Annotated in this window: 1 protein-coding gene; it reads left to right on the top strand. The window is 67.1% G+C overall.

The window, feature by feature from the left end; translation table 11 throughout:
- The coding region (locus EE949_RS00215; RefSeq protein WP_241152837.1) for a hypothetical protein at positions 1–242 on the top strand (242 nt) is incomplete at its 5' end.
- Between the last annotated feature and the right edge of the window lie 53 nt (positions 243–295).

Genomic DNA, 295 nt, shown 5'->3' with positions numbered 1-295 from the left:
GCCCCAAAGGCCTTGCCGACGTGGACCCGACCGGGCCACTGCCTGTGACCTATGCCACCCTCGACATGCTGAACAAGGCTGCGCGAGGCGAAACGGTTGCCCCCGAGGCGCGCAAGACCGGCGACCGCTGGCTGATCTACAGCGCAGCGCCTGTGCGCTCCCGATCCTGGACAGCCGGTCTGTGGAACCCTGCTGCTGGCCTTCGATCCGCAACGCCTGATCAACGCCTTGCCGGTGATTGAAGAGGATGCCGGGCGGGTCGTGCTGAGTCAGCAGTTCGGCAACGGGCCGGCAC

The sequence above is a fragment of the Pseudomonas viridiflava genome, assembly GCF_900602065.1.
In the GTDB taxonomy this organism is placed as follows: Bacteria; Pseudomonadota; Gammaproteobacteria; order Pseudomonadales; family Pseudomonadaceae; genus Aquipseudomonas.
This window is presented reverse-complemented; position numbering and strand designations above follow the sequence as displayed.